The organism is Bradyrhizobium sp. Ses1 (assembly GCF_059512365.1).
Genome location: NZ_JCAMOQ010000014.1, coordinates 1 through 24,919 on the forward strand (window position 1 = coordinate 1; position 24,919 = coordinate 24,919).

A 24,919-nucleotide genomic window follows, 5' to 3' on the forward strand; every position below is an offset into this window, starting at 1 on the left:
CAAGGCAGGACGCCCTGTTACGCTATCGTCTGGACACCGCTGCCAGCCGGTTCCCTACCGCGCGAGCGGTTTAGTCCTTTGGCCCATCGCGATATCCTGCGTTGCCCCACGAACTTGGTCGCTATCGGGACAAAGCGGACGTAGAGGGCTTTGTCTTTCAACGGGGATTGACTGACCGTCTCTCCGCCACTTCGAGTTTCGCTCTATCCCTTCCGTCCGACCGATCAGCCCCTCTAGCCGTTGCCTCAACTAATAATTTGAGATGGTTGCAGGTCCCCGCAACCAAAGTTGGTAGCAAGCCCCAGCGATCTTACCCGATCGCTGGGGATTTCTTTTGATGACCTGAATGGCGCCAACGGCCGGGCTGGCAGGTTCAAGGGCGCTCCGGCTAGCGTTCGTGGCTCCACGGGAACAGCGACGCCGGGAAATCTGCTGCGTAGCGATGACCTATCGGCGTGCGAGGCTCCTCCTGTGGGGGATTCGGGTCGGGCTCGACCACCTTCCGATAAAGATGCCAGGTGGCATGACCGAGCACCGGCAGCACGACAGCGAGGCCGACGAAGAACGGCAGCGAACCGATCACCAGCAGCGCCGCCACGATCAGCCCCCATGCGGCCATCACAAATGGGTTCTCTTTCACGGCCCGCAGCGACGTCCGGATGGCGTCTATCGCGGTGGCATGTCTGTCCAGCATCAACGGAAACGATACGACGCTGACGCACAGGGACACGACGGCGAACAGGAAGCCGACGCCGCAGCCGATAATGATGAGCGACCAGCCTTCCGGCGTTGTCAGCACGCGCGTTGCGAAATCAGGGATGCTGGCGGCCGCGGCGTGGCCGAACGTGGCAACGTAGATAGCGTCCGCGGTGGCGATCCAGACCCCGAACAAAACGAGCAGGAGCACGCCGAGGCCGAGAATGGCGCCGAAGGACGGTGCGCTCAGCACGTGCATCGCATGCCATGCCGCGGGTTCCTCGCCGCGTTCGCGGCGGCGGCTGAGTTCGTAGAGGCCGAGCGCGGCAAAAGGGCCGATCAACGCAAAACCGGCCGCCAGTGGAAACAGCAGCGGCAGCACCGAATAGCCAAGGACCAGCCTGAACAGCACAAGACCGAGAACAGGATAAATTCCGCACAGGACGACAGCGTGAGTTGGTATCGCTTGGAAGTCTTCCCAGCCCAGGCGCAGCGCGTCGCGCAAGTCCGAAAGGCTGATCCTGCGAACGGCATAGGCGGTGGAGACGCCGAAGAATTGCAGGTGAGGTCTTGCAAAATACTGAGTGGCCATGGCTCCGGTCTCCTTGCTCGTGATCGCAAGGGGGAACGGCGCGGCCTTCAACTCGCGCACATTCGCCTCATGCGCCGAAATCGCGATCGAGCCCGGCGAGCCAGATTCAGCGAGAAGGAGCTTTGCCGGGCGACACCTGTCGCAATGGTGTAGGAGCTTAAGGAGATGAGAGCAAGATGGCGCTCACGGTTGGGTGAATTGTGCGGTTGCACAATCTCTCTTGTTGCGTCGCATTATCAGGCGACGGTTGCCGTCCGACAATTGACGGTTTGCGCGCCGCCGCTGACGCGGGGCGCGGCATACTCCACTATTGACGCCCGGCTCGACGCGTACCATCCTTCATCCAACGCCCCCAGCTCCGATGAGACTTGCGGTCGTGGCGTGCAATCCGCGTCGCGACCAGTGGAATGGGCGAGGCAAGAGGCACGACGACAGCGGATGTAAAGTCCGCCATCGCGACAGACGTGAGCTCCGCCCTCCGGTTCGTATCCGCAGCCTTTTAGCGGCAAGGATGCATGAGGGATGGCTGTAGCAATTATTCTGCTTTTGGTCGCAATCGCCTCGGTGGTGTTCCACCTCTTCAGCCCGTGGTGGTGGACGCCGCTTGCCTCGAATTGGGGCTACATCGACGACACCATCACCCTGACATTCTGGATCACCGGCGCGGTCTTCGTCGCGGTCGTCGCGTTCATGGCCTACTGCGTCTTCCGCTTCCGCCACAAGGAGGGAAGGCGGGCGGACTACAATCCTGAAAACAAGCGGCTCGAATGGTGGCTCAGCGTCGGGACAGCAATCGGCGTCGCGGCGATGTTGGCACCCGGACTGGTCGTCTGGCACCAGTTCGTGACCGTCCCGGCCGGTGCGACCGAAGTCGAGGTCATGGGACAGCAGTGGCAATGGAGCTACCGGCTTCCTGGAAAAGACGGCCGGCTGGGGACCACTGACGCCCGCCTTATCAGTGCCGACAATCCCATGGGCTTGAATCCCGACGATCCGAACGGAAAAGACGACATCGTTGTTCAAAACGACGATCTGCACCTGGCGATCGGCAAGCCTGTGAAGGTGCTGCTCCGCTCAATTGACGTCCTGCATGATTTCTATGTGCCCGAGTTCCGGGCCAAGATGGACATGATACCGGGCTCGGTGACCTATTACTGGTTCATGCCCACGCGCACCGGAACGTTCGAGGTCCTCTGTGCAGAGCTCTGCGGCGCCGCGCACGCGCAAATGCGCAGCAAGGTCGTCGTCGAGGAAGAGAAAGAATATCACGCGTGGCTGGAGAAACAGCGGACATTCGCTGAGCTGTCGGGCCAGCGCAACGTCGCGAAGGCGGCGTACAAGGCAGGCAGCGAATGAGCATACCGCCGAGGAGGCGCCATCCATCGTAAGGCGAACTCCTCGCTGAACGGAAGGCCAAGGAGGGAATTCCGATGGTCGATGTCCCGTATGACACAATCGCAGGCGTTCCGCCCGCTGAGGTTGGTGAGGTCGAACTCTATCATCCGAAGAGCTGGTGGACGAGGTACGTTTTTTCGCAGGATGCCAAGGTCATCGCCGTCCAGTATTCGATCACGGCGATGGCGATCGGAATGGTCGCGCTCGTGCTGTCGTGGCTGATGCGACTGCAACTGGGATTTCCCGGCACGTTCTCCTTCATCGATGCCAACCAATATCTCCAGTTCATCACCATGCACGGCATGATCATGGTGATCTACCTGCTCACCGCATTGTTCCTCGGGGGCTTCGGCAACTACCTCATCCCGCTCATGGTCGGTGCCCGGGACATGGTGTTCCCCTATGTGAACATGCTGAGCTATTGGGTCTACCTGCTCGCGGTTCTGGTGCTGGTCTCGACCTTCTTCGTGCCTGGCGGGCCCACCGGCGCCGGCTGGACGCTCTATCCACCGCAGGCGATTCTCTCCGGCACTCCCGGGCAGGACTGGGGCATCATTCTCATGCTGGCCTCTCTGATCCTGTTCATTATCGGCTTCACCATGGGCGGCCTCAACTATGTGGTGACGGTGCTGCAAGCGCGCACGCGCGGCATGACGTTGATGCGGATGCCCTTGACGGTGTGGGGCATATTCACCGCCACCGTCATGGCGCTGCTGGCCTTCCCGGCGCTGTTCGTCGCCTCGGTGATGCTGCTGCTTGACCGGCTCCTCGGCACCAGCTTCTTCATGCCGACCCTCGTCGAGATGGGCGAGCTGACGAAATATGGCGGCGGCAGCCCAATCCTGTTCCAGCACCTGTTCTGGTTCTTCGGTCATCCCGAAGTCTATATCGTCGCCTTGCCGGCCTTCGGCATTATTTCCGATCTGATCAGCACCCACGCGCGGAAGAACATCTTCGGCTATCGCATGATGGTCTGGGCCATCGTGGCAATCGGCGCTCTCAGCTTCGTCGTATGGGCGCACCACATGTATGTGAGCGGCATGAATCCGTATTTCGGGTTCTTCTTTGCCACCACGACGCTCATCATCGCCATCCCGACCGCGATCAAGGTTTACAACTGGGTGCTGACCCTCTGGCGCGGCGATATTCATCTCACCATCCCGATGCTGTTCGCGCTGGCGTTCATCATCACGTTCGTAAATGGCGGGCTGACCGGCCTGTTTCTCGGCAACGTGGTCGTGGACGTTCCGCTGTCGGACACGATGTTTGTTGTCGCCCACTTCCACATGGTGATGGGCATTGCACCGATCATGGCCGTGTTCGGCGGGATCTATCATTGGTATCCGAAAGTCACGGGACGAATGCTCAATGAGGCGCTCGGACGATTCCACTTCTGGGTCACGTTCCTCGGGGCTTACGCGGTTTTCTTCCCGATGCACTACCTCGGCCTCTTGGGCGTGCCGCGCCGCTATCACGATATCGGCGAAACCGCCTTCATCCCGGCCTCTGCCCATGACCTCAATGCGTTCATGAGCGTGGCAGCCCTGATTGTCGGCTTTGCCCAGCTTGTCTTCATATTCAATCTGATCTGGAGCCTGTTCAAAGGGAAAGAGGCGGGCGGCAATCCCTGGGGAGCCGCGTCGCTGGAATGGCAGACACCAGAGACCCCGCCGGGGCACGGCAACTGGGGCAAGGAGCTCCCGATCGTCTATCGCTGGGCCTACGACTACAGCGTACCTGGCGCCGCCAGGGACTTCGTGCCGCAAAATGAACCGCCAGCCAAACTATCGCCGCAGGGGGCCCATCCGTGAGCGCCATTATCCTGTTCATGGCTGGAATAGCGGCAATTGCGGGATGGTGGCTCTCGCAGCAACGGCTGACAGCAAAACCCTGGCTGGAGGAAGGAGTGATCTTCGATCTTCGCGAGGAGAGCGGATCGTCGTCGCAGGCGGCGAAGATCGGATTGGGGGTGTTTCTCGCGGTGGTCGGCTCGCTGTTCGCGCTGTTCATCAGCGCTTACTCCATGCGCATGAACATGGTGGACTGGCGGACGCTGCCGGTGCCGGCGCTGCTGTGGTTCAACACGGGCGTGCTGGTATTGAGCAGCGTCGCGCTGCAATGGGCGTACATGGCCGCGCGCCGCGGCGACATGGACAGTGTCGGCGTCGGCCTCTGCACTGGCGGAGCATGCGCCGTTACATTCCTGGTTGGGCAGCTTCTGGCGTGGCGACAGTTGAATGCCGCCGGGTATTTCGTCGCGTCCAACCCAGCGAATTCTTTTTTCTATCTGATCACCGCGGTGCATGGGCTGCATCTGATGGGCGGTCTCGTGGCGCTCGGCAGAACGATCGCCAAAGTGTGGCGTGGCGCTGAGGTCGCAAAGGTGCGCGCGAGCGTGGAGCTCTGCGCTATCTATTGGCATTTCCTGCTGCTGGTCTGGCTGGTCTTGCTCGGTCTGCTGACGGGCTGGACAGATAATTTCGTCGACATCTGTCGCCAGTTGCTCAGTTAGGGAGGGCAGGGATCGATGGCAGAGACTGCGCTGACAAACATCGGAGCATCGCCCGTGCGGCTGGCGGGGTGGCGAGGGATCGTTGCCGACTGGTCCTCGGATCAGCGGGCATTCAAGAACGTCTCCTGGGGGAAGGCCATGATGTGGATCTTCCTCCTGAGCGACACCTTCATCTTCAGTTGCTTCCTGCTGTCGTACATGACGGCGCGAATGTCCACGACAGTGCCGTGGCCGAACCCCAGCGAAGTCTTTGCCCTCAATATCGGCGGCCAGCACATCCCGCTCATCCTGATCGCGATCATGACCTTCATCCTGATCAGCAGCAGCGGCACGATGGCGATGGCGGTCAATTTCGGTTACCGCCGCGATCGCGTCAGAACCGCAGCCTTGATGCTGGTCACCGCTGCATTCGGCGCCACGTTCGTCGGAATGCAAGCCTTCGAGTGGACCAAGCTGATCATGGAGGGCGTCCGGCCCTGGGGCAACCCGTGGGGCGCGGCGCAGTTCGGCGCCAGCTTCTTCATGATCACCGGCTTCCACGGCACCCACGTGACCATCGGTGTGATTTTCCTGATCGCCATCGCACGAAAGGTCTTGCGGGGAGACTTCGATGTCGAAAGGCGCGGCTTTTTCACAAGCCGCAAAGGGTACTACGAGATCGTCGAAATCACCGGCCTGTACTGGCACTTCGTCGATCTTGTGTGGGTGTTCATCTTTGCCCTTTTCTATCTTTGGTGAGGTTGGCGCATGACAGAAGCCGCGATACATGTGGAAGGCCAACAACCTTCGCTGCACGTTCACGCCCATGAGGCCCATGCGCCGGGAGCCGCCCAAGCAAAGGGCCAGCAGCACCCGATCAAGCTCTATCTCGTGGTCTGGGGATGGCTGTTCGTCCTTAGCACCTGCTCCTTTCTCGTCGACTATTTCGGCCTCCACGGCCATCTCAGATGGTCGCTGATCCTGCTGTTCATGGTTTTGAAGGCCGGTCTGATCGTCGCCGTCTTCATGCACATGGCCTGGGAACGGTTGGCCTTGGTCTATGCCATCCTGCTACCGCCGGGGCTGGTGCTGGTATTCGTGGCGATCATGGTGTTCGAGTCCGACTACACGCATCTGCTCCGGGTCATATTTTTCACGCCAATGGCGTAGCTCCCATCGCTTCGCAGCGAAGGAGAACGGCAATGGCCAAGGACAGCGTAGCGGCACACGAGTGGAGATTTCGGGATGCAGTTTACCGTCGGGTTTAAGCTAAGGGGGAAAACAGACCATGTCGTCCTGGATGGAGAAGACGCGCTCGTCGCCGCGCTGAAGGTGAAAGCAGAGCTCCCGGAAGCCGTCATCATGTACGTGCGCCCACAAAACCGGCGTGGCGACACACGTCATCCGTCACGTGCGCTCGCCGAAGATGTTCTTCGATGAGAGCCCGGGGGATCCGTACCTCACGCCGCATCCTCGACGACAGGGCGGAACGCGTTGAGTAGATCGCCGTCGAGCTTGTTTCCCATATCCTGCATTATCCTGAAGGCGTTCGTTGGCGGCAGCGATTGGCGGTAAGGTCGATCTTCGACCAGTGCGGAAAAAATATCGGCAATTGTGATAACGCGTACGAGATCTGCAATCTGCCCGGTGCGAAGCCGGTCGGGATAACCCGATCCATCGAGCAACTCGTGGTGATGAAGCACGCAATCGAGGATCTCAGCCGGAAAGCCGCCCTGTTGCGTGAGCAGGTCATATCCGTACCGGGGATGTTGTCTTATCTGCTCCATCTCATGGTCGGTCAATTTTCCCGGCTTGTCGAGAATATCAATTGGAATGAACGATTTTCCGACGTCGTGCAGCAGCGCGGCGTGCGCGATGCGTTGTTGGTCTTTGGGACGCATCTTCAGCTTCTGTGCGAACGCAACGGCGAAACCGGTCACGAGCAGGCTGTGCCTGTAGGTGCCGCCATGATGCCTCCGCACCGTTTCCATCCAGGGACCAATTCCCCAGACGTCGAGCGCCTCCAGGATCAGCGGGGTGTTGGCTTCGAGAGTTTCGAATGGAAATGAGCTCTCGTTGTGCGGCGCCTCGATTGTCTGCGCCAGCGCGCGATGAGCAGCGAAAACGCCCCGCAATACGATTTTGTTGCGCGATGGTGCTTCTGACTTGGCGCGCGCGTCATGCATTGGAGCAAATATCCGCAGCACTTCATCGGCATCGAATGGATGATGGATGTAGTTGCGTACGCCGAATGTCCTTGCGCGACGTATGCTTTCGGCAAGCGCGAGTTCTCCAATGCTCTTGTCGATAACGAGGAGGCTGGGCAGCGAACGTGCCAGGATTGCTTGACGAGTGGGACGAAGCGCTCGGATCACCTGCGTTGACGAAAGATCAACGTCAAGAACGACGCAAGAAGCGAAATCATCGATGACAAGAGGGTCAATCGCCGGCGGCAGCAAATGAACGTCGCAGGTTTGACTGAGTATGGATGCCAGCGGTCTTGTCCGTTCCGGCGTCTCGGTTATGAGGGCGATATGAAGTTGTCGGACTGTCGTGGCGGCCTCGATCATGCGATTCACTTTCCTGGCGGTCTCGCCTGTTCGTAAATTATCGCGGCTGTCTTTTGGTGCGCTGGTACCTGCGCGAGCGACGGGGAGGCAACGGAGCTTGCAATGTTGCGAACATCCACCTCATTCCTCCTGCTGCCGCCATCGTTCGTTTGATGGCTTGTCGGCTTGAGATGAACAGAGAGAGTCGCGTCCCTGTCCAAGCTGCATCCGCGCGCTTGTGATCGTGATGTTGCCAACATTTCCCGGGATGTAGGCGGACATAAGCAGGAGCGCTGTTCACGTCATCTGCCATGTACTCATGCGTATGCAGCGTTGCTGAATGAGGTGTTACCGACGCACGGGCGATTCGCCTTTTGGCCATATCTCGCGCGAATTGGATAGCCACCGTTAAAATTGACGCCTCGTGGCACCGCGTTGCTTAACCGGAGAATTTCGATTAATCGCGAAACAATTGCGGTATGGCCTGCTCGGAATTATGAGTTCGTTTTTGCGTGTTGCGTCCCAAGACAAGCGCGGGGTTGGTTTCGATAAGTACCTTGACTGTCTCTCGATATTCCTGCCGGATGTTTCGGCGGAGCCGGAGAAGGCCGGGCGACAATTTTCGTGGCGAGCCAACTTCGCTGCGGTCAACGGCCTGACCTGCTGGCGAGTGCAGGGTAGCCACGGCTACGAAATAACACTCAACGAGTCAGCGGAGACCTTGCATGTCTCGCAGCCTGTCATTGGCGCTGTTGCTGCAATTGGCAGGTACGGTGCCTGCCGAGCGCTTCCAGGATCTCTGTTTACACATCTGACAGACGCGCCAAGCCGAATCTCGACCAAGGGAGCTCATGCAACGAGAGGGCTCCGGTTCGAACGCCCGGAATTGATGCGGGCGCTTTCCACATTCGATGAAAAGCTCTCTGTTCAGGATCTTACGCCTCTGATGCTCCATCATCTGACGGAGACGACGACGCAATCACTTTATCACTCCGCGCAAGCGGTCGTGTCCGCCGTTCTTGATGAGGATCTTCAGGGGCGCTCCCCCATCGCAATGGCGCTGCTGAGCGAATCCTTGCTCCTGCTGGTGCTTGAGAGACTGACATCAGGCAAATTGCGGGAGCCATCTGAATCAACCATGCGCCACCTTCGGCGGGCGGTCGATTACATGCATTCCAACATTCATCGGCCCTTTACCATGAGCGACGCCGCAGCCGCAGCGGGTATCAGCGTACGGACGTTGCAGACCGCTTTCCAAGCGCACTACGGTGCAACGCCGGTTACCTACTTGCGTCGCATCAGGCTGGAAGCCGCACATCTGGAGCTTACATCTTCGGACAACATCCTGCCTGTCTCCGAAGTCGCCCTGAAATGGGGCTTCACGCATATGGGGCGCTTTGCTGAGATATATCGCAAGACCTACGGTCTTCTTCCATCCCAGCTTGCCGGACTGCGAAGGCGGAACGGCTGATCTATGCCGGCCGTGATCTCCGCCCACATCGCGCCGGCGGCTCCGCCGTTTCGATTTCAGCGCAAGAACCGGAGTTCGGCTTCCTTTGGTCAAGCGTAAGCCTCGTTCAGATCACCACCCGACCTCGGTGATCATCACGAGACACAAGGAGCCATTCCAATGAGCAAGGAAGAGGATAACAAGGCCGTTGTCGGCCGCTGGTTCACGGAGTTCTGGGGCAAGGACGTCAATCTTGCTGTTATCGACGAGATCGCCGCGCCCGACATGCTGCTCAAATATTCGCTGCATGAGCCTCGCCGCGGCCGCGCCGATATCAAGGCGTTCATGACCGATTTCCGTGCTGCATTCCCCGATCTCAATTTCTGGGGCACTGCGGACCTGATCGCCGAAGGCGATTACGTCGTCGGCCAATGGGAAGGTGGCGGCACCCATAAGGGGCCGGCCTTCAACGATTTCCTGGTCGGCGGCCTGCCGGCTGCAACGGGCCGCAAGATGCATTTCACCGGCACCACGGTGCTGAAGGTGATCGACGGCAAGATCGTCGAGGAAATCGGTCTCGACGACGGCGTGACCGCGCTCACCCAGCTTGGGCTGCTGAAGGCGGCCTAGGCGGCCCACGCCCGGCCATCAAATAAGGTCCGCACGCACGTGCGGGCCTTGTTGCTTCAGGCCATCCCCGGAACTCGTCAAGCCTGTGTTCCCGCTGATCCCGTTGCCGGCATGAGCAATCGAATTCGAAAGCAAGGATCGGAGTGCGTCGGCGGGGAATTGGCGGCATCATCGATCCAACACCATATGAGAAAGAAGATGACTGCGACGCCCGCCAGGACCCCGAAGTCAACGCCCACGTCGGTGGTGGATGATCCGCGATGGGCACGCATTGTCGCGGGTGACAAGACGGCCGATGGCCATCTCTGGTACTCGGTCGCAACGACAGGCGTCTATTGCCGGCCGTCCTGCCCTTCGCGCGTTCCCAATCCCAGGAACGTGCAGCTCCACGACAGTCTGGAAAGCGCCAGGGCGACAGGTTTCCGGCCTTGCCAGCGTTGCAATCCGGAAGGCCTTTCGACCGAAGCCGAGAACGCGGCCCTGGTGGCGAAGGTGTGCCGGATCATCGAGGAGAGCGAGGAAGAACCTTCGCTGGAGCAATTGGCCGCAGCGATCGGCCGGAGTCCGAGCTATTTCCATCGCGTGTTCAAGGCCACGACCGGGCTGACGCCGAAGGAATACGCCGCCGGCCATCGTGCCGGGAAGGTTCGCCGGGGATTGGCCTCGGGCAACTCCGTCACCGAGGCGATCTACGACGCTGGCTTCAATTCGAGCGGACGCTTCTACGAGAAGTCGACGGACATGCTCGGCATGACGCCATCGCAGTATCGCGCCGGGGGCACCAACGAGGAGATCAAGTTCGCTGTCGGGCAGACATCTCTCGGCGCGATCCTCGTTGCCTCGAGCACGAAGGGCGTGGCTGCGATCCTCCTGGGCGACGATCCGGACGAACTCGTCCGCAATCTCCAGGATCGTTTTCCGAACGCGCATCTCATTGGCGGTGATCACGACTATGAAGCGCTGGTTGCCCGGGTCGTCGGCTTTGTCGAAGCGCCGGCGATCGGCCTGAACCTTCCCCTCGACGTCCGCGGCACCGCCTTCCAGCAGCGGGTGTGGCGGGCTCTGCAGGAGATCCCAGTCGGCGAAGCGGTGTCCTATGCCGAAATCGCACAGCGTATCGGCTCCCCCAAGGCGGTGCGCGCGGTGGCCGGTGCTTGCGCGGCGAACAAGCTTGCCATCGCCATTCCCTGCCATCGCGTCGTTCGGAAAGATGGCTCGCTCTCCGGCTACGCGTGGGGCATCGAACGCAAGCGGGCTTTGCTCGACCGGGAATCCTCGGAAGGTACATGAACATCGCCGCCGCCTTGACCTTCAGACGCACGTTCCGGCCTGTGTCTGCGAGTTTGAAAGCAATATTCGGAGTGTCCCGGTCGCGATCTCGTGCACTTACTCGATCATTGAGGTGGTCGATGCGTGCCTATTGACGTCGCTGGTGATCGCCGACGCCGATCGACTGGCGGAAGGAACGCTTCAGACGATGTTTCCTCGGGGTGCATTCGACGCAAAGACGAAGCGCGAGAAGGGCCGCCGCCGCAGGACAATGCCCGATGCGATCGCAGCCCTTGTTCACGCCGATCCGGCGAAGGCTCGCGTGATGGCCTATTTCCGCCGGCTCGTCACCGACGGCCATGCAGAATGGCAGATGCTCGAGAACGGAGATATCCGGCTCCGCTTTCGCACCGGCGAAACCTATCTTCTCGCGAAGATGACAATCATCCGCATCGCGTGAGCTGACGGAGCATTTTCGATCATAGCGCAGAAACTGATAAGGAACGATCTCATGACAGTCCGTTCGTCCACCATCACCCGTGCCCCCGCGGTTGCGTCCGCAGAGGCACGGGTGGCCGCTTACGACTGGCAGGTGCTCGCAGGTGAGCTCGACAACTACGGCTGCGCCGTCTTGCCCAAGCTGCTTTCACCTGAGGAATGCCGCACCATCGCAAGCCTCTATCCCGACGAGAGCCATTTCCGAAGTCATATCCACATGGCGCGGCACGGCTTCGGCAAGGGCGAGTATCGCTACTTCAAATACCCGCTGCCCGACCTCATCGGCTCCTTGCGAACCGTGCTCTACCCGCGCCTTGCAGGCGTTGCCAATGAATGGAATGCCCGGATGGGAATAAGCGAGCGCTATCCAGGCGATCACGCCTCGTTCCTCAAGCAATGCCACGACGCCGGCCAGACGCGCCCGACGCCGCTTCTGCTGCAATACGTCCCTGGTGATTTCAACTGCCTCCATCAGGATCTCTACGGCGATCTCGCATTCCCGATCCAGGTCGCGATTCTGCTCTCGCAACCCGGCACGGACTTCGCCGGTGGCGAGTTCGTTCTGACCGAGCAGCGGCCGCGCATGCAAAGTCGCGTCGAAGTCGTGCCGCTCCGGCAGGGCGACGCAGTGGCCTTCGCGGTCCATAACCGGCCGGTGCAGGGATCGAAGGGCAATTACCGCGTGAGCCTTCGTCACGGCGTGAGTCGCGTGCGTTCCGGCATGCGGCACACCGTCGGGATTATTTTTCACGACGCGACCTAGCGGCGCGGCAGACGCGATCTTGTTGCTGTCGTTTTTCGATTTGAAAGCAAGGACCGGATCGGCCAACGCTATCGCTGTCTTCTATCGTCTCGCCAGAAAGAAATTCGCAGGAGCGCAAGATGCGCGAAGTCATTCGCTTTGCATGGGGGAACAGTTCCCTCGGCGATTTCATGGTGGCGATGTCGGGCAAGGGGCTCGTCGCCCTCGAATTCAGCACGAATCATTCCGGGGTGGAGGACGCATTGCGCCTCCGCTTCCCGGAGGCCGACATCATTGGAAGCGAGCAGGAATTGACCGATGTGCTGGAGAAGGTGCAACACGTGATCGAAGCGCCGGGTTTCGATCCCGCGATTCCGCTCGACTTGCGCGGGACGCCGTATGAAATCGAAGTCTGGTCGATGCTGCGTGCAATACCCGTCGGGGAAACGACCAACTACGGCGCCCTGGCGGCCAAACTCGGTACCCGCGACGCGCGCGAGGTGACCGAGGCGATTGCCTGCAATCCTGTTGCAGTCCTCGTGCCGTGTCACCGCGTCATCAAGAAGGACGGCTCGATCTCCGGCTATCGCTGGGGCGTCCAGCGCAAGCGCGAACTATTGGCACGCGAACGGCGTTCCGGCGCATCCTGAACTCTATGAAGGGCTCTGGCGCGTCAGGCCGCGTCGTTGGCGCGTTTCCACACCGGAAACGGATCGGGCAGGCCGGCCCAGGCCTGCGTATCCATCCCCTGCTTTCCTTTCACAAGGCACGCGTCGAGCCGTGCACGGATCGCGGCTTCATCCATAGCGGTGCCGATGAAGACGAGTTCTTGCCGGCGATCTCCATAGAGATCGTTCCAGCTCTTCTTCAATATTCGCTGCCACTCGGGATCCCGTGGCCACCGTTCGCGCGGTATCGCCGCCCACCAGAATCCCAAGGCCTCGGTCTTGGTGATGGCGCCGGCCTGGCTCATCTCACCGACCCACTGCGGACGCGTGGCAATCCAGAAATGCCCCTTGGCGCGAATGACGCCTGGCCAGGCGTCATGAAGGAAGTGATGAAATTTCGTCGGCTCAAACGGCCGCCGCGCACGATAGACGAAGCTCTTGATGCCGTATTCTTCGCTCTCCGGCACATGGTCGGCAAAGCCGTATAATTCCTTGAACCACAGCGGATGCTGTTGCGCCTTCTGAAAATCGAAGCGGCCGGTGTCGAGGATCTGGTCGAATGGGACCTTGCTGTGATTGGCTTCCAGGATCTCGGCTTCAGGATTGAGCGCCCGGATGATCTTGCGTGCAGCATCGCGCTGCACGGGTGTTGCGTCATCCACCTTGTTCAGCACGACGACATCGGCAAATTCGATCTGCTCGACAAGCAAATCGACCAGCGTGCGCCGGTCGTTGTCGAGGGCCTCGCCGCGCTCGCTAAGGAAATCGGTGGAGGAATAGTCCCTCAACAGGTTCACGGCATCGACGACCGTGACCATCGTGTCGAGCCGCGCGACATCGGACAGGCTCTCGCCGTGCTCGGTCCGGAAATCAAATGTGGCCGCAATCGGCAGCGGTTCGGAGATGCCGGTCGATTCGATCAGCAGGTAATCGAACTTTCCGCCTTCAGCCAGCGCGCGCACTTCCCTCAGCAGGTCGTCGCGCAGGGTGCAGCAGATGCACCCGTTGGTCATCTCAACCAGTTTCTCGTTCGTCCGGGAAAGATTCGCACCGCCATCGCGGACGAGGTCCGCATCGATGTTCACCTCGCTCATGTCGTTCACAATCACGGCCACCTTCAGGCCGTGCCGGTTGTTGAGCACATGGTTCAGCAAAGTTGTCTTTCCAGCCCCGAGGAAGCCGGACAAGACGGTGACGGGCAGTTTTTGCATGGAGATCGAACAGCCTTTGCAACTCGAGGAATTTTCGCCCGGCAGAGGGCATTGGGGCATCCATATGTAATGTTATAACATTACATAGTCTGAGCTGTTTTCGATTGTCAAGCAGCACCGACGGTAACATGTGCAGTGTTGGCGCAATGCGAGCCGGTTGAAGCGGCCAGATCATCAACTGACGTCAAGTGACCCAGCAACCTGACCAAGAGGGCACGCCTGACCGCCGTGGCTTGAGCTCCCGGAATGATCAAACATCAGGGAATGTAGGAACGAAGCAAATTCGATCGCGTTGCGCTCCGCATCTGCGTAGGTCCTGCATCGGCACTTCTGGTGCGTGCTCCGAACCGGAGGTCGCTCATGTCGAAATACCCGAAAATTGCGGCCGCACTGACCGTAGCGAGCTTGATTGCAGTCGCTGCATTGGCCGATCCTCTGCCCCCAGACGCGACCTACAGGCCGCTTCCGACGCAGCCGCTTGATGTGGTGAAGGCGCTAGATGAGGCGCAGAAATCGCAGGTCATGCAGCGCCAGCAGGCCCTGTTGGAGCAGCGCTACGACCTCTCGAACCGGCCGATCGCGAATGTGATGATGTCGGGCGGCCGAAAGCCCGTGCAGGACGGAGTGCGCATCAGGCTGCCGGCAGGAGTAACCTGGGACAGTCTGTCGGCGATGAGTCCGGACGAGATAAGGCAGCGCGGACTGCTGCCGGCCGGTTTCATGCCGCTGCCGCATGTCAAGCAGGCGACCGGCGGCCAGGTTTTCCCGAACCAGCAAATCGACGAAATCAACCGGCAGGAATCGCGGAACATCAGGCGCTTCGATGTTGATTTCGATCTCCCCGACCAATTCACGCCGGAGTTTCCGCCGCCGATCTTTCTGACCAGCCATCCGGAACTGGGTGATGTCTCACACGGCCAGCTCCTGACGATAAAGAACTACTATCAACTGATGATCGGCATCATCACGCCCGTGCAGATGGAGGGAATGCGCCTGTTGCTGACGCCGTTCCCGCAGGAAGAGTTCAACCAGACGGAAGATCGCAAGAGCGCAGACCAAAGCCTTGGCGTCACCTGCCTCGACTGTCATGCGAATTTCCACACTAACGCGGCCTTCCACCAGACGCCTGATGTGCGCCCTCAGGCGGCCCGCTTCCGCCTCGATACGGTCAGCCTTCGCGGCATGTTCAACCAGCAAATTCATGGTTCGAAACGGTCGCTGCGCTCGATCGAGGACTTCACGCAGTTCGAGCAGCGGACGGCCTATTTCAACGGCGATCACGTCAGCGCCCAGCGGAAAGGCGTGCACCTGCCCGACCGATTCGATCAGGTCCCGATGATGGCGCAGATGCAGAACATCATCGATTTCCCGCCTGCGCCAAAGCTCGATCCACTGAGCCGGCTCGATCCCAGCAAGGCGACACAGCAGGAACTCGAGGGAGAAAGGGTATTTCTGGGCAAGGGACAATGCGCACAGTGCCACGTGCCGCAGACGTCATTCCTTGACAACAATATGCACGACCTGAAGCTCGAGCGCTTCTACAATGTCGGTCAGACCGTCAATGGTCTCGTCGCATTGGCTGATGGACCGATCAAGACCTTCACCCTGCGCGGCATCAAGGACTCGCCGCCCTATATGCACGACGGGCGCTTGCTAACGCTCGCCGACACCGTCGAGTTCTTCAATCTGGTGCTCGGCTTGAAGCTGACGCAGGAGGAGAAGGATTCGCTGGTGGCGTACATGCTGACGCTGTGATGCCAGTCGCGTGCCGGCAGTTATCCCAGCGAGTCGCAAAAGGAGATTGAGTGATGCGTCTTCTAACGCTCTTAGCGATCGCGATTGCATTTCTTTCTCCGGCGGCTTTCGGCCAGTCGACCAATCCCGTGAGCCCCGCGCCGGGTAACCCCGGCGGCATGCCGCCGGGAACGAGACAATCTGCTCCGGGTGTGCCGGCGCCGCGCCAAGCCAATCAAGCGGATCGCGCCTTCATCAATGCCGCAGCAACCGGAGGATTGGCCGAAGTGGATCTTGGCAGATTCGCGGCGCAGCAAGGGGCGAGCCGCGCCGTGACGGAATTTGCACAACGCATGGTTCGCGATCACAGTGCTGCCAATGATCGGCTTTCAGCACTCGCAAAAGCGAACGGGATTGCAGCGCCCGACAAACTCGACGAAGAACACAAAGCCACGCGTGCGAAGTTGGAGCAGCTCAGCGGTCCTCAATTCGATCGCGCCTACATCGAAGGACAAATCATCGACCATCAGAAGACTGCTCAGCTTCTGGAGTACGAGATCGGTTCAGGGGAGAACGCTGAACTGAAGGATCTTGCGTCAGACCTTCTGCCAACCGTCCTGGGTCATTTGCGGATGGCGCAGGCGATTGCCTCGGAAATGGCGCAGCAGGCAGCAGCAGAAACACCACGAACGGAAAGACCCAGCGAGCGGCGCTAGCGATACTGCGATCGGCGGTCCCCTGGGAGGTTTCGATCGCGCGCAAAGGCACGCAATTGCACGTCGTCGGGCGAGGTGCGCGCTTTCGCCGCAATGGCGACGGTGCCATGTGGGGCTATGTTGAGTGCATTATGACATACGTTGTCGACATCGATCCGCGCGTCGCGCGCTTCTGTCTGCACGCCGGCCGCCTGCACGCAGGCACTTAGCCGGACGGCCGATCGAGCCGTCCGGGTTCTGTTCTCATCGATATCTCGAGTTCGTGGCTTCCGTGCAGGAGCCCGATTTACTTTGAACAGAAGGAACGTGCCGTGCCGCCTCCGTCAGAGACCTTCCACACCGCATCCGATGATCGCCGCCTCGAGCGCACGCGCGAAAGTGTGAAGCAAGCCGAGTCGAATGTCGTGCCGCTGTTCCGTGCGCCTGTGGTCCGGAAAAAAGATGGCGCGATCGACGACGACCCAGGGCCAACGGCTGCCTGAACAAAGGTGACAACAATGAGTAAGAATACCGAACCCAATCTGCCGCCGATCCGGGTGACAACGGAGGAGAAGCAGCGGCTGAGCGGACTTGCCAACTCAAGCATGGAGCTTTTTCCGCGCGTGGCCTATTTCCTTGCGCGCGAGATGGAGCGAGCGACTATCGCGCCTGACGATGCCGATTTGCGAAACGTCGTCCGCATGGGCTCGCAGGTCGACTATCGTGACGACAGCACCGGTGCGGCGAGGGAGGTGGTGCTGGTCTATCCGCACGAGGCCGACATCTCGCGCAAGCGCATTTCGGTGCTGACTCCGGTCGGTGCCGCGCTGATCGGCCTATCAGTCGGCCAGACCATCGAATTTCAAACGCCGGATCGCCGAACGCGAGCGCTGACTGTGTTGCGGGTTTCGCATTGAGCAGGAGCTTTGCGCCCATGCGCGACCGTGTGTTTGAGCAAGCCGGGCTGATCGTGATCTGCATCACCATCGGGCTGATCGGGCTCGTCGTCGGTCTGACTTACCTCGCGCGCTTGTTCATGTGAGTCCGGTGGCCGCTTGAGCTTGGTGGCCGGGTTCGATCCCTGCGGCGGAACGCGCTATAATTGCGCATCGCTTAAGGCGAGGCGCTTGTCATGACACAGTGGTACTTCGTCTGGATCGAAGGTCCGCGTGGACCCGTGCCGCAAAAGTGGTCTACGGAGGGACTTTGGGGGCAGGTCGCCCGTCAGGATGTGATCGTGCGCTTTACGTTGACGGAACGCGAAGCCGCGCTTTCGCTCGACGAATTGGCGAGGTTGCATCCTGTTCCCGAGGAATGAACCTTGGGAACCCACGAATTTAATGCGAGCGCGGGGTTGAATAGGCGGGCTCGGACCCAATGTCCCGCACTTCACGTTCGTTGAAACGCGGTCGAAACGGATCGTATTTGGCGAAGAGCCGGCGACAGGATGGCAATTCGAAGAAAATCATCCAGCGGCGGCACAAGTGAAGCTCCAGTGCGTCGTCGTGTTGGCGGGATGGCTGTCCCGCGAATGCAGGCGGCCGCGTCCGGCTTAGGCCGTTGCGCGGTGCAACCCTCCAATCCAGAGGAGCGAGGAACATGAGACTGAACTCAACGCAGGTCGAGCGGGCCTTGAGCCAATTCGATGCTCACTGCCTTCCCGACGATCATCCGGCGGTCGCCCAGTTGAACCGCTTGTTCGGTGATCACACCTACTTCCTTGACACCAACGGGCTCAACGTACTTGAGCCGAGCGAGTCCACGGAGACGGACACACAGATCGGCAAGATCGTGAACCTCGCCCATTGGAGCGACGACACCCTGACGAATTTGATGCCGCACGAGCCTGAACCGACCGGCGTCATCGTCAGTCTTGGCTCCAAGCACTGATCGTTTCTGATTGACCATCGTGAAAGCCCGCCTCTGGCGGGCTTTTGTTTTGCTGCACTCATCACGATGCTTTGGGTTCAGGCGGATAGACGCAGCGGAAGTCGATATAGGCGAGATAGAACCGCCGCATTGCATGCTATCTTGGGCCTCCAAATGGAGTCACCCTCATGCCAACCTGGACTTGCGAACAATGCGGCGCGCAGTTTTCCGACAGTACCAATCCGCCGCCGTCTTGCCGGATCTGCGAGGACGAGCGGCAGTTCGTGAACTGGAACGGACAGGTCTGGCTCAGCCGCGAGGAACTGGCCAAACGCCATCATGTCGTCTGGCGCGACGATCTTGGGCTCGTTGGCACCGCGGTCGAGCCGCGCTTGGCGATCGGCCAGCGTGCGTTGCTGGTCCCCGATGGCGAAGCTCTTGTGATGTGGGACTGCATCCCGCTCGCGACGCGCGAGGCGATCGACTACGTCAGGTCGCGCGGCGGACTGAAGGCGATCGCGATATCGCATCCGCATTATTATGGGGCGCTGGCCGACTGGAGCGAAGCGTTCGGCAACGCGCCGGTCTATCTGCATGGGGACGATGCGCAATGGATCACGCGGCCGCATCCGTCGATCGTGCCGTGGCGGGGGGAGGAACTCGCGATATCGGACGATCTTCGGCTGGTCCGCGCCGGCGGTCATTTCGCCGGCGCCACCGTGCTGCATTGGCGCACGGGGGCGGACGGCAGCGGCGCGCTCCTGGCCGGCGATGTCGCGCAGGTGGCGATGGATCGCCGTCACGTTAGCTTCATGTACTCCTATCCGAACTACACGCCGCTGAATGCTGTCGCCGTGCGCCGTATCGCTGAGGCGATCGCGCCACTTGCGTTCGATCGCATTTATGGCGCCTGGTGGGGACGTAACATTGAGCACGATGCGAAGGCGGCGTTCGATGTGTCGGTCGCGCGCTATCTTGCGGCGATCACTGGGTGAGGCGTGAAAGGGAGGGCTCTCGCCTGAGAAATTGATAGCGATCTATTTGGCTGGAGGCAGCTCCTGGAATGGATCGATGACGGTGACGTCCATAGGCGCAAAATGGCGAACATTCCGGGTTAGGAGCGTCAGTTTGTGCCAATGAGCTGTTGCGGCAATCGCGACATCTGCAAAGCCTGGAGCATGCCCACGGCTGCGTGCAAGATCAGTCAGCTGGCCAGCGATCTCCGCCGTCGGCGTATCAAACGGGAGCACCCGATCACCATAGAGATGCAGCACGGTTCGCAACCAATCCGAGAGCCCGGAGGCCTTCCGCTTGGCACCCTCGCGCTTGGCCTTGGCGATGCCATCGGCGATCTCGGCCACAGTGACGGCCGATAGAAACAAAGCAAGCGAATGAGAATCCATCCAGGCAACAAGCTGCTGCGGCGTCACCGCCGACGTGGGTGCCACAGCCGAAATGATATTGGTATCGACCAGATAGCGCGTCACAGGCCGCTGTCGCGGGAGGGCGCCTGGTTACGCTCGGGCAAGTCACCGGCTTCGATCGGCGCGGACATCAAGAGACGGCCGAAGGAGGGTACGCGCGACAGCCGTTCCCAATCCTCAAAGCCGAGGATGACCGCCTCCGGTCGCCCGTGGCGGGTAATGACGGACGGCTTGCCCCGCGTGGCCTGATCGACGACGGCGGACAATTTCGCCTTTGCGTCTTTCAGCTGAATCTTGCGCATGTTGCCTCGTGTGACTACAGTGGTCATATTTATAGTAGGTTCAACGACATAGCGCAATGCCGCGGTCGGATCATCCCGCTGCCGTCGCGGCAAATCTTGCGGGCGGAGATGGCTGCGCTATATCTGGAGTTTCCTACCCCCTATTGGTTTCACCTGAGCCCAGCAATGACTGCCACCACGACCTCCCCCGAATCCCAGCCGTTCCAGGCCGAGGTTGCCGAGCTCCTGCACCTGATGGTGCATTCGGTCTATTCGGAAACCGATATCTTCCTGCGCGAATTGATCTCCAACGCCTCCGATGCCTGCGACAAGCTGCGTTATGAGGCGATTGCCGCGCCGGACCTGATCGCCGATGGTGCGCCGCCGAAAATCTGGATCAGGCCGGACAAGAAGGCCGATACCTTGTCCGTGATCGACAGCGGCATCGGCATGGACCGGCAGGAGCTGATCGACAATCTCGGCACCATCGCGCGCTCCGGCACCAAGTCGTTCCTGGCGCGGCTCACCGAGGCCAAGGACGGCGGCAATTTGATCGGCCAGTTCGGCGTCGGCTTCTATGCCGCCTTCATGGTCGCCGACAGGATCGTCGTGATCAGCCGCCGCGCCGGGAGCGATGAGGTCTGGACCTGGACCTCGTCGGGCGGCAGCGGCTTCAAGATCGCGCCCGCCAGCGAGGAGGATGCCAAGCGCGTCACCCGCGGCACCGAGATCGTGCTGCATTTGAAGAAGGACGCCGCGAAATATCTCGAGACCTATGAGATCGAGCGCATCGTCCGCGCCTATTCTGATAACATCCAGTTCCCGATCGAACTGGTGCCGGAGGAGGGCGAGCCAAGCCAGATCAATTCCGCGAGCGCGCTGTGGCAGCGGTCGAAATCGGAGCTGTCGGCGGAGGATTACAAGGAAGCCTACAAATCGATCGCCGGCGCCTTCGACGAGCCGGCGATGACGCTGCATTATCGTGCCGAGGGCCGGCAGTCCTATGCCGTGCTGCTGTTTGCGCCGTCGACAAAGCCGTTCGACCTGTTCGAGCCGGCGCGCAAGGGCAGGGTGAAGCTCTATGTCCGCCGCGTCTTCATCGCCGACGATGCCGATCTTCTGCCCGCGTATCTGCGCTTCATTCGCGGCGTGATCGACAGCGAGGATCTGCCGCTCAACATTTCCCGCGAGATGCTGCAGAACAACCCGCAACTCGCGCAAATCCGCAATGCCGTGACCGGCCGCGTCATCGGCGAACTCGAGCGATTGGCGGATAAGGAGCAGGACGCGTTCGCCAAGATCTGGGACGCGTTCGGCCCGGTCCTCAAGGAGGGCCTGTGGGAGGATTACGAGCGGCGCGAGAAGCTGCTCGGCCTGGCGCGCTTTACGACCACCGCGGGCGAGAACCGTTCGCTCAAGCAATATGTTGAGGCTATCAGGCCGAACCAGACCGACATCTACTACCTCACGGGCGAGAGCATCGAGCGGTTGAAGTCGAACCCGAAGCTGGAGGCCGCGCAGGCGCGCGGCGTCGAGGTGCTCCTGCTCACCGATCCCGTGGATGCGTTCTGGACCTCGGCGCCGATCGATTTCGGCGGCAAGCCGCTGAAGTCGCTGAGCCAGGGCGACGTCGATTTCAGCCTGATCCCGTTCGTCGACGACAAGGCGGACGAGAAGAAGGACGAGCCGGCGGCAGATGAAGCCACGACGATCGCCGCGATCAAGGAAGCGCTCGGCGAGCGCGTTGCCGACGTCCGCGCCTCGCAGCGATTGACCTCGAGCGCTTCGTGCCTGGTCGGCGGCGGCCGCGACCGCATGCTGGAGCGACTGCTCGCGCAGCAGAACCGCGGTGCGGTGACCAAGCCGATCCTCGAGGTCAATCTGCGCCATCCGGTGGTCGCCGCGATCACGCGCGAAAAGGACGCGGCGAGGGATTTGTCGCTGCTTCTGCTCGAGCAGGCGCAGATTCTCGAAGGCGAACTGCCGGAGGACCCGGCCGCCTTTGCCGGCCGTCTCAACCAGCTCGTGCTGCGCGGATTGGCGAAAGCGTAACGCGCACTGTTGCTCCGTCATGCCCGGGCTCGTCCCGGGCATCCACGTCTTCCTTTCTGGGAGGCGGCGCTCACGTGGATGGCCGGGACAAGCCCGGCCATGACGGTGTGCGGTTCTACGCAACCGATCCCAAGACCGGCCGTATCTGCTAGACAGGGCCGAAAGCGGAGCGGTCCATGGCGGCGGCAGGCGGCAGCGAGATCTTCTACGGCGGCATTCCGGTGTTCCGCGGCTTTAGCCGCCTGATGGAGCCGTCGCTGTATTCGCCTTTGCCTGATGATTGGACCATCGGCGTCGCCGACATCGTGGAATCGACCAAGGCGATTGCCGCAAAGCGCTACAAGGCCGTCAACATGGCGGGCGCGGCCGTCATCGCCGCCGTCACCAATGCACTCAGTGGCCGCGAATTTCCCTTCGTGTTCGGCGGCGATGGCGCGAGCTTTGCGGTCGCGCCCGCCGATGTCGACGCCGCGCGCGAGGCGCTGGCGGCGACCGCGACCTGGGTGAGGGACGATCTCGACCTCATCATGCGCGTGGCGCTGGTGCCGATCGAAGCAGTCCGTGCGCAAGGACTTGATGTGCGCGTCGCGCGCTTCGGACCGTCGACCAATCTTTCCTACGCGATGTTCTCCGGTGGCGGGCTTGGCTTCGCGGAAGCCGCGATGAAGCGGGGTGAATTTGCTGTCGCGCCGGCGCCGCCGGGCACTCAGCCCGATCTCAGCGGGCTCTCCTGCCGCTTCGAGGAGATCCCTTCCGCCCGCGGCGTCATCCTGTCCGTGCTGGTGGTGCCGACGAAGGGCGGCGATCCCCACGCGTTCCGCAAGGTGATCGAGGACGTCATCGCTCTCGCCGAGCAGAGCCCGGATGCTGGCCGTCCGGTGCCGTCGGGCGGGCCGGCGCTGCGCTGGCCGCCGCAGGGCCTCGATTTCGAGGCGCGCACCAAGCGCGGCGGTCCGCTCTTCGCGCGGCGCGTGCTGGTGTTCGTCAGCACGTTGTGGGTCTACACGGTCATGCGCTTCGAGCTCAAAATCGGCAAGTTCGCGGCGAAGGACTATATGCAGCAGGTGGTCGACAATTCCGACTTCCGCAAATATGACGACGGATTGCGGATGATCCTCGACTGCAGCGAGGAGTTGGCGCAGGCGCTCGCCGAACGTCTCGCGCAGGCCGCGGCCAACGGCGTCGTGCGTTACGGCCTGCACCGGCAGGATGCTGCGATGATGACCTGCTTCACGCCGTCGGCGATGCGCAGCGACCACGTGCACTTCATCGACGGCGCCCGCGGCGGCTACGCCTCCGCCGCGTCAGCCATGAAGGCGATGCAGATCTGAAGAGTTAGCGCCCGACCCGCGTCCAGCTTTCGCCGCCGCACAGCGCGCCGACGCAGCCTTCGACCCGTAGCGTGTCGGGGCCGGCGAGCGAAATGCTGCTCGCATAGGTGCCGCCGTCGTCGGCGTTGTAGATCTGACCGGTCCACTTGCCGCCGGCCGGGCGCATGCCCGAAAACAGCGGCAGCCCGATGATCGGACGGGTGGTGAGCGACGGATTCGGATTCTTGTTGTCGACCTGCGGCTTGCCGGTTGCGGGATCGATCGGCTCGCGCAGGGAGACGATCACGCCGCAAATCCCGCCGCCGCATTTGCTGACCTTGACGCGGGCGTCGCCCGCCTGCGTCTGCCAGACGCCGGATGGATCGGCCGCGTTTTGCGCGCGCGCCGTCGGTGCGGCCAGTAATACCGCCAGCACCGCTGCGATGAGAGCTGATCTGCAAGCCATGATTCGTTCCCCAAAAAGGCACGCCTGCATAGCAACAAATCGGCTTTGTGCAATCTCACTTCCGTGCGTCGGCGCGCGATCATTTGCCCCAGTGATGCGCATCTGTCACTGCGTCTCGCCCTGAAGATTGTGTGAAGATGATGCCCCGCATCTTACGGACGGCGCAGGCCAGGATAACCTATGCAGAGATCACCACGGCAGGCCGCATAGGTCGATGGTCCCCGTATCAGGCGCGCGCTTGATGTCGAACACGAACGGTGTCATCGCCTCGAAGCGGACGCGTCCGCCCGGCTGCTCGCAATAGACCTCGCCGGTGAAGGGCCGCCAGCCCCGCGCCTGGTAGAACGCGAAATTGTGCGGCTCACAGAACAGCAGCATGAAGCGCGCCGCTTCATTGGCGCGCACGGTCTCGACCGCGGCATTGAGCGCGATCGAGGCATAGCCGCGGCGCCGGCAGTCCTCGCGGGTCGCAACCCCGCCGATGCCGCCAATATGGATCCGGTGTCCGTTCCAGGTGATGGTGCGGAAATGGATGCCGACGTGGCAGCCGACGCCGCCCTCGGGCGCGTCGAGCAAGACGCGCAGGTCGGCACCGGCCCACTTGATATGGCCCCACGGCAATTTCTCGACCACCTCGCGCGGCCAGACCGCCCGAAACAGCGGCTCGACCGTCTTCCAGGAAGCATCGCCGTTGAGGACTTCGATCTCGATGCTCACTTGAGCGGGTCCTTGCATTAGCGGGCCCTTGCATTCCATTGGCGCGATCTTACTCGCACAAACGGGAAAACGCACCTCCGTCCGCACCCTGCCGCTCGGAGTTGATCTTAAGCATTTCATTCCCAACACTATTTTGGAGTTGGTTCGTTGCGCTGACGTTCTGCGAATCGCCTGCACGGC

At 61.1% G+C, this 24,919-nt stretch carries 27 protein-coding genes; 20 read left to right on the forward strand and 7 right to left on the reverse strand.

The annotated features are described in order from the left end of the window. Nucleotides 1-388: 388 nt before the first annotated feature. The gene (locus tag AC5ZG5_RS18040) at nucleotides 389-1,288 is read right to left on the reverse strand and encodes a DUF2189 domain-containing protein (protein WP_028163040.1); all 900 of its coding nucleotides are present in this window, start codon (nucleotides 1,286-1,288) and stop codon (nucleotides 389-391) included. A 522-nt stretch (nucleotides 1,289-1,810) separates the two neighbouring features. Here AC5ZG5_RS18040 and AC5ZG5_RS18045 point away from each other — a divergent pair. The 6 genes from AC5ZG5_RS18045 to AC5ZG5_RS18070 all read left to right on the forward strand — a co-directional run bounded on the left by AC5ZG5_RS18045 (nucleotide 1,811) and on the right by AC5ZG5_RS18070 (nucleotide 6,614). Continuing rightward, complete coding sequence (locus AC5ZG5_RS18045; protein ID WP_456643303.1) at nucleotides 1,811-2,644, forward strand: cytochrome c oxidase subunit II; 834 nt, start codon at nucleotides 1,811-1,813, stop codon at nucleotides 2,642-2,644. Between the two features lie 74 nt (nucleotides 2,645-2,718). Further along, nucleotides 2,719-4,494: a cytochrome c oxidase subunit I gene (gene ctaD, locus AC5ZG5_RS18050; protein ID WP_456643302.1), complete on the forward strand. Its 1,776-nt coding sequence runs from the start codon at nucleotides 2,719-2,721 to the stop codon at nucleotides 4,492-4,494. Beyond that, nucleotides 4,491-5,195 carry a cytochrome c oxidase subunit 3 gene (locus AC5ZG5_RS18055; protein WP_456643301.1) on the forward strand — a complete coding sequence of 235 codons (705 nt, stop codon included), beginning with the start codon at nucleotides 4,491-4,493 and terminating at the stop codon, nucleotides 5,193-5,195. The genes ctaD and AC5ZG5_RS18055 overlap by 4 nt, the downstream gene beginning before the upstream one ends. Before the next feature lie 15 nt (nucleotides 5,196-5,210). Continuing rightward, entirely contained in the window at nucleotides 5,211-5,933 is a 723-nt protein-coding gene (locus AC5ZG5_RS18060) for a heme-copper oxidase subunit III family protein (RefSeq protein ID WP_456643300.1), read from the forward strand. A gap of 9 nt (nucleotides 5,934-5,942) precedes the next feature. Beyond that, nucleotides 5,943-6,344 carry a cytochrome C oxidase subunit IV family protein gene (locus AC5ZG5_RS18065; RefSeq protein ID WP_165435175.1) on the forward strand — a complete coding sequence of 134 codons (402 nt, stop codon included), beginning with the start codon at nucleotides 5,943-5,945 and terminating at the stop codon, nucleotides 6,342-6,344. A 75-nt stretch (nucleotides 6,345-6,419) separates the two neighbouring features. Further along, nucleotides 6,420-6,614, forward strand: coding sequence for a hypothetical protein (locus tag AC5ZG5_RS18070; RefSeq protein WP_130225413.1), 195 nt, complete (start codon nucleotides 6,420-6,422; stop codon nucleotides 6,612-6,614). Between the two features lie 20 nt (nucleotides 6,615-6,634). Here the strand turns inward: AC5ZG5_RS18070 and AC5ZG5_RS18075 are convergent, their stop codons facing one another. Next, complete coding sequence (locus AC5ZG5_RS18075; RefSeq protein WP_456643299.1) at nucleotides 6,635-7,744, reverse strand: HD-GYP domain-containing protein; 1,110 nt, start codon at nucleotides 7,742-7,744, stop codon at nucleotides 6,635-6,637. Between the two features lie 451 nt (nucleotides 7,745-8,195). Here AC5ZG5_RS18075 and AC5ZG5_RS18080 point away from each other — a divergent pair, with 451 nt between their 5' ends. The 6 genes from AC5ZG5_RS18080 (at nucleotide 8,196) to AC5ZG5_RS18105 (ending at nucleotide 12,962) form a co-directional block, all read left to right on the forward strand. Next, on the forward strand, nucleotides 8,196-9,194 hold the full coding sequence (locus AC5ZG5_RS18080; protein WP_456671201.1) for a helix-turn-helix domain-containing protein: 999 nt from the start codon (nucleotides 8,196-8,198) through the stop codon (nucleotides 9,192-9,194). 159 nt (nucleotides 9,195-9,353) lie between these two features. Beyond that, the gene (locus AC5ZG5_RS18085; RefSeq protein WP_028163034.1) at nucleotides 9,354-9,803 is read left to right on the forward strand and encodes an ester cyclase; all 450 of its coding nucleotides are present in this window, start codon (nucleotides 9,354-9,356) and stop codon (nucleotides 9,801-9,803) included. 198 nt (nucleotides 9,804-10,001) lie between these two features. Continuing rightward, entirely contained in the window at nucleotides 10,002-11,093 is a 1,092-nt protein-coding gene (ada, locus tag AC5ZG5_RS18090; protein WP_456643297.1) for a bifunctional DNA-binding transcriptional regulator/O6-methylguanine-DNA methyltransferase Ada, read from the forward strand. A gap of 112 nt (nucleotides 11,094-11,205) precedes the next feature. Next, nucleotides 11,206-11,532 (forward strand): hypothetical protein, encoded by a 327-nt coding sequence (locus AC5ZG5_RS18095; RefSeq protein WP_456643296.1) that lies wholly within the window; start codon nucleotides 11,206-11,208, stop codon nucleotides 11,530-11,532. Between the two features lie 51 nt (nucleotides 11,533-11,583). Continuing rightward, nucleotides 11,584-12,333 (forward strand): 2OG-Fe(II) oxygenase, encoded by a 750-nt coding sequence (locus AC5ZG5_RS18100; protein WP_456643295.1) that lies wholly within the window; start codon nucleotides 11,584-11,586, stop codon nucleotides 12,331-12,333. Nucleotides 12,334-12,452: 119 nt separating this feature from the next. Then, nucleotides 12,453-12,962 (forward strand): methylated-DNA--[protein]-cysteine S-methyltransferase, encoded by a 510-nt coding sequence (locus AC5ZG5_RS18105; RefSeq protein ID WP_456643294.1) that lies wholly within the window; start codon nucleotides 12,453-12,455, stop codon nucleotides 12,960-12,962. Nucleotides 12,963-12,985: 23 nt separating this feature from the next. On the opposite strand, the gene zigA is transcribed toward AC5ZG5_RS18105, so the two are convergent. After that, nucleotides 12,986-14,191 (reverse strand): zinc metallochaperone GTPase ZigA, encoded by a 1,206-nt coding sequence (gene zigA, locus AC5ZG5_RS18110; protein WP_130225407.1) that lies wholly within the window; start codon nucleotides 14,189-14,191, stop codon nucleotides 12,986-12,988. Between the two features lie 360 nt (nucleotides 14,192-14,551). Between zigA and AC5ZG5_RS18115 the strand changes: the two genes are divergently transcribed. The 6 genes from AC5ZG5_RS18115 (at nucleotide 14,552) to AC5ZG5_RS18140 (ending at nucleotide 19,484) form a co-directional block, all read left to right on the forward strand. Next, entirely contained in the window at nucleotides 14,552-15,946 is a 1,395-nt protein-coding gene (locus tag AC5ZG5_RS18115) for a cytochrome B6 (protein ID WP_456643293.1), read from the forward strand. Between the two features lie 53 nt (nucleotides 15,947-15,999). Then, nucleotides 16,000-16,641, forward strand: a complete 642-nt coding sequence (locus AC5ZG5_RS18120) for a DUF4142 domain-containing protein (RefSeq protein WP_456643292.1) — start codon at nucleotides 16,000-16,002, stop codon at nucleotides 16,639-16,641. Between the two features lie 497 nt (nucleotides 16,642-17,138). After that, on the forward strand, nucleotides 17,139-17,537 hold the full coding sequence (gene rnk, locus AC5ZG5_RS18125; RefSeq protein WP_456643291.1) for a nucleoside diphosphate kinase regulator: 399 nt from the start codon (nucleotides 17,139-17,141) through the stop codon (nucleotides 17,535-17,537). Between the two features lie 215 nt (nucleotides 17,538-17,752). Beyond that, on the forward strand, nucleotides 17,753-17,938 hold the full coding sequence (locus AC5ZG5_RS18130) for a hypothetical protein (protein ID WP_456643290.1): 186 nt from the start codon (nucleotides 17,753-17,755) through the stop codon (nucleotides 17,936-17,938). 281 nt (nucleotides 17,939-18,219) lie between these two features. Further along, nucleotides 18,220-18,510 (forward strand): hypothetical protein, encoded by a 291-nt coding sequence (locus AC5ZG5_RS18135; RefSeq protein ID WP_456643289.1) that lies wholly within the window; start codon nucleotides 18,220-18,222, stop codon nucleotides 18,508-18,510. Nucleotides 18,511-18,677: 167 nt separating this feature from the next. Next, nucleotides 18,678-19,484, forward strand: coding sequence for an MBL fold metallo-hydrolase (locus AC5ZG5_RS18140; protein ID WP_456643288.1), 807 nt, complete (start codon nucleotides 18,678-18,680; stop codon nucleotides 19,482-19,484). Nucleotides 19,485-19,526: 42 nt separating this feature from the next. Here the strand turns inward: AC5ZG5_RS18140 and AC5ZG5_RS18145 are convergent, their stop codons facing one another. Both AC5ZG5_RS18145 and AC5ZG5_RS18150 read right to left on the reverse strand, forming a co-directional pair. Continuing rightward, entirely contained in the window at nucleotides 19,527-19,976 is a 450-nt protein-coding gene (locus tag AC5ZG5_RS18145) for a type II toxin-antitoxin system VapC family toxin (protein WP_456643287.1), read from the reverse strand. Then, complete coding sequence (locus AC5ZG5_RS18150) at nucleotides 19,973-20,215, reverse strand: type II toxin-antitoxin system Phd/YefM family antitoxin (protein ID WP_456643286.1); 243 nt, start codon at nucleotides 20,213-20,215, stop codon at nucleotides 19,973-19,975. Before AC5ZG5_RS18150 ends, AC5ZG5_RS18145 begins: the two co-directional genes overlap by 4 nt. A 165-nt stretch (nucleotides 20,216-20,380) precedes the next feature. Here AC5ZG5_RS18150 and htpG point away from each other — a divergent pair, with 165 nt between their 5' ends. Together htpG and AC5ZG5_RS18160 are read left to right on the forward strand one after the other, a co-directional pair. Beyond that, entirely contained in the window at nucleotides 20,381-22,246 is a 1,866-nt protein-coding gene (gene htpG / locus AC5ZG5_RS18155) for a molecular chaperone HtpG (RefSeq protein WP_456643285.1), read from the forward strand. A gap of 176 nt (nucleotides 22,247-22,422) precedes the next feature. Next, complete coding sequence (locus AC5ZG5_RS18160) at nucleotides 22,423-23,577, forward strand: DUF3095 domain-containing protein (RefSeq protein ID WP_456643284.1); 1,155 nt, start codon at nucleotides 22,423-22,425, stop codon at nucleotides 23,575-23,577. Between the two features lie 4 nt (nucleotides 23,578-23,581). Here AC5ZG5_RS18160 and AC5ZG5_RS18165 read toward each other — a convergent pair whose 3' ends face one another. Together AC5ZG5_RS18165 and AC5ZG5_RS18170 are read right to left on the reverse strand one after the other, a co-directional pair. Continuing rightward, nucleotides 23,582-24,022: a DUF2147 domain-containing protein gene (locus tag AC5ZG5_RS18165; RefSeq protein ID WP_028163020.1), complete on the reverse strand. Its 441-nt coding sequence runs from the start codon at nucleotides 24,020-24,022 to the stop codon at nucleotides 23,582-23,584. A gap of 189 nt (nucleotides 24,023-24,211) precedes the next feature. Then, nucleotides 24,212-24,739 carry a GNAT family N-acetyltransferase gene (locus tag AC5ZG5_RS18170; protein WP_208823986.1) on the reverse strand — a complete coding sequence of 176 codons (528 nt, stop codon included), beginning with the start codon at nucleotides 24,737-24,739 and terminating at the stop codon, nucleotides 24,212-24,214. Nucleotides 24,740-24,919: the final 180 nt, after the last annotated feature.

Coding starts and splice junctions, on each gene's coding strand:
- AC5ZG5_RS18040 (WP_028163040.1), bottom strand. CDS start 1,288: ATGGCCACTCAGTATTTTGCAAGACCTCACCTGCAATTCTTCGGCGTC.
- AC5ZG5_RS18045 (WP_456643303.1), top strand. CDS start 1,811: ATGGCTGTAGCAATTATTCTGCTTTTGGTCGCAATCGCCTCGGTGGTG.
- ctaD (WP_456643302.1), top strand. CDS start 2,719: ATGGTCGATGTCCCGTATGACACAATCGCAGGCGTTCCGCCCGCTGAG.
- AC5ZG5_RS18060 (WP_456643300.1), top strand. CDS start 5,211: ATGGCAGAGACTGCGCTGACAAACATCGGAGCATCGCCCGTGCGGCTG.
- AC5ZG5_RS18065 (WP_165435175.1), top strand. CDS start 5,943: ATGACAGAAGCCGCGATACATGTGGAAGGCCAACAACCTTCGCTGCAC.
- AC5ZG5_RS18070 (WP_130225413.1), top strand. CDS start 6,420: ATGCAGTTTACCGTCGGGTTTAAGCTAAGGGGGAAAACAGACCATGTC.
- AC5ZG5_RS18075 (WP_456643299.1), bottom strand. CDS start 7,744: ATGATCGAGGCCGCCACGACAGTCCGACAACTTCATATCGCCCTCATA.
- AC5ZG5_RS18085 (WP_028163034.1), top strand. CDS start 9,354: ATGAGCAAGGAAGAGGATAACAAGGCCGTTGTCGGCCGCTGGTTCACG.
- ada (WP_456643297.1), top strand. CDS start 10,002: ATGACTGCGACGCCCGCCAGGACCCCGAAGTCAACGCCCACGTCGGTG.
- AC5ZG5_RS18100 (WP_456643295.1), top strand. CDS start 11,584: ATGACAGTCCGTTCGTCCACCATCACCCGTGCCCCCGCGGTTGCGTCC.
- AC5ZG5_RS18105 (WP_456643294.1), top strand. CDS start 12,453: ATGCGCGAAGTCATTCGCTTTGCATGGGGGAACAGTTCCCTCGGCGAT.
- zigA (WP_130225407.1), bottom strand. CDS start 14,191: ATGCAAAAACTGCCCGTCACCGTCTTGTCCGGCTTCCTCGGGGCTGGA.
- AC5ZG5_RS18115 (WP_456643293.1), top strand. CDS start 14,552: ATGTCGAAATACCCGAAAATTGCGGCCGCACTGACCGTAGCGAGCTTG.
- AC5ZG5_RS18120 (WP_456643292.1), top strand. CDS start 16,000: ATGCGTCTTCTAACGCTCTTAGCGATCGCGATTGCATTTCTTTCTCCG.
- rnk (WP_456643291.1), top strand. CDS start 17,139: ATGAGTAAGAATACCGAACCCAATCTGCCGCCGATCCGGGTGACAACG.
- AC5ZG5_RS18130 (WP_456643290.1), top strand. CDS start 17,753: ATGACACAGTGGTACTTCGTCTGGATCGAAGGTCCGCGTGGACCCGTG.
- AC5ZG5_RS18135 (WP_456643289.1), top strand. CDS start 18,220: ATGAGACTGAACTCAACGCAGGTCGAGCGGGCCTTGAGCCAATTCGAT.
- AC5ZG5_RS18140 (WP_456643288.1), top strand. CDS start 18,678: ATGCCAACCTGGACTTGCGAACAATGCGGCGCGCAGTTTTCCGACAGT.
- AC5ZG5_RS18150 (WP_456643286.1), bottom strand. CDS start 20,215: ATGCGCAAGATTCAGCTGAAAGACGCAAAGGCGAAATTGTCCGCCGTC.
- htpG (WP_456643285.1), top strand. CDS start 20,381: ATGACTGCCACCACGACCTCCCCCGAATCCCAGCCGTTCCAGGCCGAG.
- AC5ZG5_RS18160 (WP_456643284.1), top strand. CDS start 22,423: ATGGCGGCGGCAGGCGGCAGCGAGATCTTCTACGGCGGCATTCCGGTG.
- AC5ZG5_RS18165 (WP_028163020.1), bottom strand. CDS start 24,022: ATGGCTTGCAGATCAGCTCTCATCGCAGCGGTGCTGGCGGTATTACTG.